This window comes from Micromonospora sp. 15K316 (assembly GCF_004348525.1).
Lineage (GTDB): Bacteria > Actinomycetota > Actinomycetes > Mycobacteriales > Micromonosporaceae > Micromonospora.
On the sequence record NZ_SMKG01000308.1, the window covers coordinates 1 to 5,702 of the forward strand.

Here is a 5,702-nt window from a genome sequence, read left to right on the forward strand (position 1 = left end):
GTGGTGGGGGCCGCCGCCGGGGGTGAAGACGTCCGAGGTGGCGACCACCGACCAGGCCGTGTCGGGTACGGCGTCGACCAGGGCGCGTACGACCGGGGCGTCCCGCCACTGCTCCTGCTCGGCGAGCAGGCCCAAGGCCACCACCGACTCCTCCACCTCGCCGACGCACTCGAACGGCTTGTGCCCGTCCACCCCGAGCAGCTCCCGGTAGCCGGGGATCTGCGCCTCGTCGGCGAGCAGATCACCGCCGAAGATGTGGGTGATCCGCTCCCGCGGCATGAACGGGGCGAGGGCCAGGAAGACGAACCGGCACTTCGGGCAGTCCCGGCACCAGCGGTCGCTCGGGTCGTGCAGCTTGAACGCCGCGTTGCAGCTGGTCACCACGTTGTCGTAGCGGTCGATCCCGGCGAAGAGCCGGGCGATGTGCAGCTCGGACAGCGGCCGTAGCAGGGAGAAATAGGGCTCGGTGAGCCCGGCGTGCTCGGTGAGCCCGGCACGCAACAGCCCCTCGGCCTCGACCCCCTTGGACCACTGGTGGTTGATCTCGTGACCGTTCCAGATCAGGTTCGGGTCGGACGCGGAACGCTCGTTGGACATCACCACCGGCCCCAGCCCGTGCAGCACCGACGTCGCGACCGCGATCAGCGAGTTGATCGCGGTGACCGGGATGTGCCCGTTGCGGGCGCCGGCGGCGTTCAGCTCGAACAGCACCGGGTCGATCCGGCGGCGGGCGGCCAGCGGGGCGAGGCCCGACGCCTCGTTCACCGAGACGATCACGTGGTTCGGGTTGACCGAGAACGGCACCGGGTCGAAGCCGGCCCGGCGCAGCGCCTCCAGGCTGACGATCGAGTCCTTGCCGCCGCCGACCGCGGAGAGCGGCCGCCGGTCGGAGTTGTCCAGCGGCGCCGCGGGCTTGACCAACCCGTCCGGGATCTCCGGCGTGAGTTGGAGCACGTGCGGCAGCTGGTTGCGGTACGCGTACTCGCCGAGGCCCTTGGTGTAGACGGCCGTGACCAGCGCGGCGGCGGCCGGGCCGAGCGGAGCCGGCAGCACCAGCCGTCCGGGCGCGGCGGTCTTGTAGTAGCTGACCCCGGCGACCACGTGCAGCAGCTCGAGCACCCGGCCCAGGGCGGCCACCGTCTCGTCGGACGGCGGCGCCTCCGGCAACGGGAGCGTGACCACCTCGGTGAACCGTTGCTCGCCGGCGGGACCTGTCAGAGCGTAGTCGAACAACACCTCGCCGGTGGAGAGGTCGATCGAGTAGGACGGGAATCCGAAGGCGTCCATCCGCCGCAGTTGCTCGTAGCGCACACGCCATACTAGGCCCTGGTTCGTCCGGCCGTGCCCGGCTGTGCCGGACCCGCGCCGCGACACCCGGCCCGTCCGGTACCGCCGAAACCCCGGAGGAGATCACCTGTGCGCCTGTCTGACCTGCGCGGACGTTCCGTCGCCGTCTGGGGGACCGGCCGGGAGGGCCGGGCGGCGGTGACCGCTATCGCCGCACACGGCCCGGCCGCGCTCGTCGCCGTCGACGACAGCGCCAACTTCCTCTCCCTGCCCTGGGACGGGCCGCTGGCCGAGGCCGCGCCGCTCGTCACCGGCGAGGAGGGCTTCGCCCGGCTCGCCGCCGCCGACGTCGTGGTCCGCTCGCCGGGCGTGCCGCAGACCCACCCGTGGCTGGTCGAGCTGCGCCGCCAGGGGGTGACCGTCACCCAGGGCACCGCGCTCTGGATGGCCGACCACGGCGACCGGACCGTCGGGGTCACCGGCAGCAAGGGCAAGAGCACCACGTCGAGCCTGATCAGCCACCTGCTGAACGCGGTGGACCGGCCGAACGTCTTCGGCGGCAACATCGGCGTGCCCACGCTGGACCTGCCGGAGGCCGACCTCTACGTGCTGGAGCTCTCCAGCTACCAGTGCAGCGACCTGACGGACTCGCCCCGGGTGGCGGTGGTCACCGCGCTCTTCCCCGAGCACCTCGACGCGCACGGCGGCGAGGCCGAGTACTACCGGGACAAGCTCAACCTGATCGCGTACGGGCCGCGGACCGTGGTCGTCAACGGCAACGACCCGCGGCTCGCGATCGAACTGGGCGACCGGGCGGCCATCCGCGCCGGCCGGCCCGACACCGCGCACGTGGCCACCGGTCCGGACGGCGCGCCCTGGTTCCACCTGCGCGACCAGCCGCTCTTCCCGCGCGCCGCGCTGCCGCTGGTCGGCCGGCACAACGAGGGCAACCTGTGCGTCGCGCTCGCCGTGCTCGACGCGCTCGGCGTCGACGTCGTCGCCCGCAAGGACACGCTCGCCGTGGCGGTGGCCGGGTTCCAGGGGCTGGCCCACCGACTCACCGAGATCGTCGACCCGTCCGGGCTCACCTTCGTCGACGACACCCTCGCCACCAGCCCGTACGCCGCCATGCACGCCATCGACGCGTACGAGGGGCGGCCGCTCACGGTGATCGTCGGCGGCGCCGACCGGGGGCTGGACTACGGCCCGCTGCGGGAGCACCTGGCCGAGCGCGAGATCACCGTGATCGGGATTCCGGACAGCGGCCCCCGGATCGTCGAGGCGCTCGTCGGGCTGCCGAAGGTGCGGACCGAGACGGTGGACGAGCTGGTGGACGCCGTGCGGCTGGCCCGCGAGCTGACCCCGGCGGGCGGCGTCGTGCTGCTCTCGCCCGCCGCGCCGAGCTACGGACGGTTCCGCAACTTCGAGCACCGCTCCGCGGTCTTCGCCGAGGCGGTACGCGACACCGCCCGGTGACGTCACGCCTCCTTCACGGTGAGCCACTCGCCCGCCCGCGCGTAATCCGGCCGGCCGCGGGTCCGCGGCTCGCGGCGGGGCCGGCCGATCGGGGTCAGAGGGCGGTGTGCAGGGAACGCATCGAGCGGATGGCCGAGCGGATCTCCTGGAGGTAGCGCCCGGGCGTGAGCGTGGGCTCGGGCAGCCGGACCGGGTCGGGTAGTGCGGGGTCGACGCCGACGGTGTCGATCCCGGCGCCGTACGGCACCGCGAGGGTGCGCAGCGCGTCGCAGTGCTGGAACGGCACGTAGATCGGGTGGGTGACCAGCAGCACCTGGTCGCCGGAGGAGAGCCGGGCGTGCCCGGCCCAGAAGCGTTGCGTGTCGGCGGTGTGCGCGCGACGGTGCTGCGGTTCGCTGGACGGGGCGGCCAGCACCCGCACGGGCGGGAAACCGGCGGGATGGTACGTCCGCGACGACCAGGAGTGGTGCGGGTGCCCGGTGTCCACGCCGTCCTCCTCGGCCGGCCGGGTGACTCCGAAGGCGAGCCGCACCGCCGCGTCGAGCGCGTCGACCTCGGTGTCGGCGCCGGTCACGTCGGCGGCGGTGAGCGTTCGCCGCTCCGCCGCGGAGAGCGGCCGGAAGCTGCCCAGCACCGCCACCTCGCCGGCCACCCGGACGCCGTGGCGCAGCAGGTGCGCCGCGTACGCCACCCGCCGCAGGCAGGCCTGCGCCAACCCGCCCAGCACGAGCAGGTGGGCGTAGCGGGGACGAGCCGGGGCGACGGGGTGGACCAGGCCGAGGGCGGCCGCCGCGGCCATGACCAGCCGGGCCGTCGCCGGATCGAGGTCGGGCTCCCTGGCGTCGGGCCGCTCCCGGCCGCCCCGGAAGTCCCAGTGCGCCGCGGAGAAGGCGTCCATCCCGGCGAGGACGGCGCCGAGGTCGCCGGTCGGCCAGCGGCCCGCGAACCGGTCGACGAGTCCGCGCAGCGGTGCGGAGGTGATCCACGCCGCGATGCCGTCGACGATCGCGCCGGGGCCGGCGGGCGGTGTTCCGCCGGCCAGCGGCAGCGGCACCGTCTCCACGGTGACCAGGGTGGACCGGGACGGGCCGGCGGGCCCGGGCGGCGGCGGAACGGGCGGCTCGGGCACGCTCGGATCGTACCGGCCGGCCCGCCGCCGCCCGCGTGGTACGGCACGGACCTTGGCCGTCGGGTCCTACGCTGACCGCAGCCGCCAGCGAGGAGGTCGTCGATGGCCGAACTGCTCCGCCGACCGCGTACCGGCCGACTCGGCTCGCCGAGGGGGTTCGCCCGGCTGCTGGCGCACACCGATCCGGTCGCGTTGTTCGGCATCGCCCTCTCCGTGTCTCTCTCGATCACGCTCGATCTGACCGGCGCCGCCACCGGTGTGGAGTCCCTCCTCGCCGGTCTGATGGGGATCACGATCTCGCTGCTGGTCGACTCGCTGGCCCGCGCCGAGCGTCGGTTCCACCTGCGGACGCTGCTGGACGGGCCGCCCTGGCTGGCCCGCTCCACCCCGCAGCTCATCGGCGCCGTGCGCGAGGCGGCCGAGGCGCACGCCGGCACCCGGGTCGCCGCTGTGGCGCAGCGCCGCTACGAGGAGTTCCGGTTGGAGGTCGAGCAGCTCGCCGCCGGCCGGATCATCCGGCGTGGCGACGACGACGAGGACCTGATCGGCGCCACCCGGGACTGCCACCGCCAGCTGCTCGGGCTGACCAACGTGATGCCCCGGGTCAGCGGGGAGCTGAGCTGGTGGCGGGGGGATGTCGGGCGCCGGTACTGGGAGGCGAACCTGGCGGCCCTCGCCCGGGGAGTGACGATCACCCGGATCTTCATCTACGCGGAACTCGGCGACGAACTGTCCGAACTGGTGCAGACCCAGCGCCGGGCGGGGGTGCGGGTGGGTCTGCTGCCGTTCGGCGCGGTCAGCCCACACCTGAACGTGAACCTGGCGGTCTGGGACGGCTCAGGTTGCTGGGAGGCGAAGATGACGGCGCACGGTGAGATCAGCGAGAACCAGTACTCGATCAACCGGACCGACGTGGACCGTCTCACCCGGGTGTTCCGGCTCTGCGCCGACGTCGCGGACTTCGGGGGGCCTGAGAGCGGGCCGCTATGACATGGAGTGGTGTCCTCCTGGTGACCGCCGTGGTGTGGGTGGTCAGCGTCATCCGTTCGGTGCGGGTACGCGCCTTCGTCTACAGCCTGCCGCTGCCGATGACGCTCGCCCTGGTCACCACCGGTCATCCGGTGGACGGGGCGCAGCTGGTCGGGGTGGCGGGGCTCAACCTCTTCTTCGTCGTCGTCGCGTTCACCCATCACCGGCTGCGCTGGCCGATCCTGGTCGCCGACGCGGCGGGCGTCGCCGCGTACGTGGCGTTGAGCCTGGGCGTACTGGCGGTCCCGATACCCTTCGAGGCCGCGCTGGTCGGCGTCCTGGTGGCCTGGGCGGCGACGATGACGGCGCTGCGGTACCGGGCCCGCGCCGCGACCGTGGCGGTTCCCGAGGCCGGGGATTCCGTCGCGCCGGCCGCCACCGCGCGGCGGGACGCGCTGGCCGCCCCGGCCAAGCTGGTGGTGATCTTCGTGGGCGCGGTGCTCACCGGGCTCCTCGGCGGGCTGCTGCGCGGCATGGTGGTGACCTTCCCGTACTCGGGGGTGCTGGTCGCCGTGGAGGCGCGTCGCCAGCTGGTCGAGTTCAGCCGGCACTTCGCCCGTAACAGTCTGGCCCTCATCGGCTTCCTCGCCGGTTACCACTACGTCCAGGACGCCTCGCCCGCGGCCGCCCTCGCCGTCGCGTGGTCGGTCTTCGCGCTCACCTCCGTCGCGGTGCACCTGCCGCGGGGGCGGCGGCGGGCCCGACCGGCGGCCGGCGCGCCGGTGCGGCCCTTCGCCGGGCGTCCCGACGCCGGCTCCGGCCCGCCGGAGCGGGCGGGTGG

The 5,702-nt window shown here is 74.0% G+C and carries 5 protein-coding genes; 3 read left to right on the top strand and 2 right to left on the bottom strand.

Translation table 11 applies throughout. From position 1 onward, the window contains the following. The coding region (locus E1211_RS30225; protein ID WP_132353343.1) for a hypothetical protein at positions 1 to 1,311 on the bottom strand (1,311 nt) is incomplete at its 3' end. 105 nt (positions 1,312 to 1,416) lie between these two features. On the opposite strand from E1211_RS30225, the gene murD reads away from it, so the two are divergent. Beyond that, positions 1,417 to 2,763 carry a UDP-N-acetylmuramoyl-L-alanine--D-glutamate ligase gene (gene murD, locus E1211_RS30230; protein WP_132353345.1) on the top strand — a complete coding sequence of 449 codons (1,347 nt, stop codon included), beginning with the start codon at positions 1,417 to 1,419 and terminating at the stop codon, positions 2,761 to 2,763. A 94-nt stretch (positions 2,764 to 2,857) separates the two neighbouring features. On the opposite strand, the gene E1211_RS30235 is transcribed toward murD, so the two are convergent. Continuing rightward, entirely contained in the window at positions 2,858 to 3,892 is a 1,035-nt protein-coding gene (locus E1211_RS30235) for a hypothetical protein (RefSeq protein ID WP_243709772.1), read from the bottom strand. 102 nt (positions 3,893 to 3,994) lie between these two features. Between E1211_RS30235 and E1211_RS30240 the strand changes: the two genes are divergently transcribed. Continuing rightward, entirely contained in the window at positions 3,995 to 4,882 is an 888-nt protein-coding gene (locus tag E1211_RS30240; protein ID WP_132353347.1) for a hypothetical protein, read from the top strand. A gap of 20 nt (positions 4,883 to 4,902) precedes the next feature. Then, the coding region (locus E1211_RS30245) for a hypothetical protein (protein WP_207915561.1) at positions 4,903 to 5,702 on the top strand (800 nt) is incomplete at its 3' end.

Bases quoted from the DNA above. Each gene is read 5' to 3' on its own strand.
- E1211_RS30240 (WP_132353347.1), top strand. From the start codon at position 3,995: ATGGCCGAACTGCTCCGCCGACCGCGTACCGGCCGACTCGGCTCGCCG.